Genomic DNA, 3,062 nt, shown 5'->3' with positions numbered 1-3,062 from the left:
CCTGATTCGTCACGGTGTGGGTGGCCACGGTGTCTCCTTCGCCTCGTCGCGTCGGTCGTGCGAGTCGAGGCTATCGGGGTCGGTCGCCGCCCGCGCCGCGCGGGTCGGTCAGTGCCCGCGCGACGTCGTCAGGAGGCCGGCGTCCAGGTGGAGACGCGGTCGAGCTCCGCGACCTCGGCCGCGGTCAGCTCCACACGGGCGCCGTCGAGCAGGTCGGGCACCTGCGCGACCTGCGATGCGCTCGCGATCGGCGCGACGACCGTCGGTTGCGCACGCAGCCAGGCCAGTGCCGTCGCCGCGATCGAGACGCCGTGGGCGGCGCCGATGCCCTCGAGCGCGTCGATGATCGCGAGACCCTGCGTCGTCGCATACTTCGCCGCGCCCTGCGCGCGGGGCGAGGCCTGGCCCGCGGCATCCGTCGACCGGTACTTGCCCGTCAGGAATCCGCTCGCGAGCGCGTAGTACGGCACGAGACCGAGGTGGTTGCGCTCGGCGACCGGGATGATGCCCGCCTCGACGTCGTTGCGATGCACGAGGTTGTAGTGCGGCTGCACCGCGACGGGCAGGGCGACGCCGGTCTCTGTGGCGATGTCGATCCACTGCTGGATGCGCTCGGGCGAGTAGTTCGAGACGGCGACGTAGCGCACGAGACCGTCGCTGACGAGCGCGCCGAAGGCCGCGACCGTCTCCTCGAGCGGCACGGTCTCGTCGTCGAAGTGCGCGTAGTAGAGGTCGATCGCCTCGACGCCGAGTCGGCCCAGCGACGCCTCGGCGGCGGCGCGGACGGTACTCGCGGCGAGTCCGCGGAAGTCGGGGTGCTGGCTGACCTTCGTCGCGACGGTCACGCCCTGTGGCTTCCGGTCGGCGAGCCACGCGCCGATGATCGTCTCGCTCTCGCCGCCGCTGTTGCCGGGCACCCAGGCGCTGTACGAGTCGGCGGTGTCGATGAAGTCGCCGCCGCCTGCGCTGAACGCGTCGAGCACGGCGAATGAGGCGTCGCGGTCGGCCGTCCAGCCGAACACGTTGCCGCCGAGGGCGAGGGGGAGGATGTCGAGGTCGCTGGTTCCGATGCGCGTCATACTCGCGACAAGGCGGGCGGGCCGGGCGGTATTCCCGGGATGTCTCCACGATGACGCCGGATGTCGCGGCCGCCCCGGCGCCGTACGATGGCTCGGTGCCCCACGCCAAGATCCTCCTCTTCTACCGGTTCGCGCCGCTCGCGGACCCGGAGGCCGTGCGTCTGTGGCAGCGCGACCTGTGCGAGTCGCTCGGGCTGCGCGGGCGCATCCTGCTCTCGACCCAGGGCATCAACGGCACCGTCGGCGGCGATCTCGCCGCGATGAAGCGCTACGCGCGCAAGCTCAAGGAGTATGCGCCCTTCCGCGGCATCGACCTGAAGTGGTCGGAGGGCACCGGCCTCGACGCCGACGGCCGCAGCCTCGACTTCCCGCGCCTGTCGGTGAAGGTGCGCGACGAGATCGTCACGTTCGGCGCGCCGGGAGAGCTGCGGGTCGACGCGGACGGCGTGATCGGCGGCGGCACCCACCTCACGCCCGGCGCCCTGCACGACCTGGTGGCGCGGCGCGGAGACGACGTCGTGTTCTTCGACGGGCGCAATGCCTTCGAGGCAGAGATCGGCCGATTCCGTGGGGCGATCGTGCCGGATGTCACCACCACCCGCGACTTCGTCGCCGAGCTCGACTCCGGTCGCTACGACCACCTCAAAGGCAAACCCGTGGTGACGTACTGCACCGGCGGCATCCGCTGCGAGGTGCTGTCGAGCCTGATGGTCGCCCGCGGATTCGGCGAGGTGTACCAGCTCGACGGCGGCATCGTGCGCTACGGCGAGAGCTTCGGCAACACCGGCCTGTGGGACGGATCGCTCTACGTCTTCGACGGGCGCGGATCGGTCGCGTTCGGCGAGCGGCCCGCCGTGATCGGCGCATGCGCCACCTGCGGCGCGCCGGAGTCCCGCATGGTCAACTGCGCCGACGACGCCTGCAAGGTGCGGGTCGTGCAGTGCGCCGCCTGCAGCGAGACGGATGCCGCGCGGTGCGCGTCGCACGCCGTCGTCGCCGCCCGCTGAGCTTCCTCGTCCACCCCCACAAGGAGAACCATGACCACTCAGAACCTCGCCCGCTACGTCGATCACACGCTGCTCAAGCCCGAGGCGACGTCCGCTGATGTGGCGGCGACCATCGCGGAGGCGGCCGAGCTCGGCACCTACAGCGTGTGCCTGTCGCCGTCGGTTATCCCGGTCGAGGTGCCCGAGGGTCTCAAGCTCGCGGTCGTGGTCGGATTCCCGAGCGGCAAGCACCACTCGTCGATCAAGGCGGCCGAGGCTCGGCTCGCCGCGTCGCAGGGCGTCGACGAGATCGACATGGTGATCGACGTGGGTGCCGCGATCGAAGGCCGCTACGACGCCGTCGAGGGCGACATCCGTGCGGTTCGGGATGCCGCGCCCCGGCCGGTGGTGCTGAAGGTCATCATCGAGTCGGCCGCGTTGTCCGATGACGCGATCGTGGCCGTGTGCCAGGCGGCAGAGCGGGCCGGGGCCGACTTCGTGAAGACGTCGACCGGCTTCCACCCGACCGGGGGCGCGACGGTGCATGCCGTGCGCCTCATGAAGCAGACGGTCGGCGATCGCCTCGAAGTCAAGGCGTCGGGCGGCATCCGCACGCGCGAGGACGCTGAGGCCATGATCGCGGCCGGCGCGACGCGTCTCGGGCTCTCGAGCACGCGCGCGATCCTCGCCGACGAGACCGCGGCGGCCGGCTACTGAGTCCGGGCGCTGCGCGGGTCCGGCGGGGGAGTCAGAGCTCGATCTCGTAGTGCACGAATCCGGTGTCGGCGGCGACGCGGTCGTAGAGGGTGCGCGCGGTCGTGTTGCCCTCGGCGGTGAGCCAGTAGACCTTCGCGGCGCCGTGTTCTGCGGCCCAGTCGCGCACGTGCGCGATCAGTGCGCGGCCGGCGCCCGTGCCGCGGGCGTCAGGTGAGACGTAGAGGTCTTCGAGGTAGCAGTAGTCCCCGAGAGCCCAGGTCGAGGCGTGGGTGAGCCAGTG

4 protein-coding genes are annotated in these 3,062 nt (G+C 71.3%); 2 read left to right on the top strand and 2 right to left on the bottom strand.

The genetic code is table 11. The features are described 5' to 3' along the window. Nucleotides 1-128: 128 nt before the first annotated feature. Nucleotides 129-1,079, bottom strand: a complete 951-nt coding sequence (locus tag ASG00_RS12140; RefSeq protein WP_056209922.1) for an aldo/keto reductase — start codon at nt 1,077-1,079, stop codon at nt 129-131. Nucleotides 1,080-1,129: 50 nt separating this feature from the next. Here ASG00_RS12140 and trhO point away from each other — a divergent pair, with 50 nt between their 5' ends. Next, complete coding sequence (gene trhO, locus ASG00_RS12135) at nt 1,130-2,086, top strand: oxygen-dependent tRNA uridine(34) hydroxylase TrhO (protein ID WP_056209920.1); 957 nt, start codon at nt 1,130-1,132, stop codon at nt 2,084-2,086. A gap of 30 nt (nt 2,087-2,116) precedes the next feature. Next, nucleotides 2,117-2,782 (top strand): deoxyribose-phosphate aldolase, encoded by a 666-nt coding sequence (gene deoC / locus ASG00_RS12130; RefSeq protein ID WP_056209919.1) that lies wholly within the window; start codon nt 2,117-2,119, stop codon nt 2,780-2,782. Nucleotides 2,783-2,813: 31 nt separating this feature from the next. Here the strand turns inward: deoC and ASG00_RS18415 are convergent. Further along, nucleotides 2,814-3,062 (bottom strand): GNAT family N-acetyltransferase (locus tag ASG00_RS18415; protein ID WP_156456253.1); only part of this gene is annotated, 249 nt, incomplete at its 5' end.

The sequence above is a fragment of the Microbacterium sp. Leaf351 genome, from assembly GCF_001423825.1.
GTDB classification, from domain to species: Bacteria; Actinomycetota; Actinomycetes; order Actinomycetales; family Microbacteriaceae; genus Microbacterium; species Microbacterium ginsengisoli.
The sequence above is the reverse complement of the archived record's forward strand: the minus strand, read 5'-3'. Positions and strand labels throughout refer to the sequence as shown.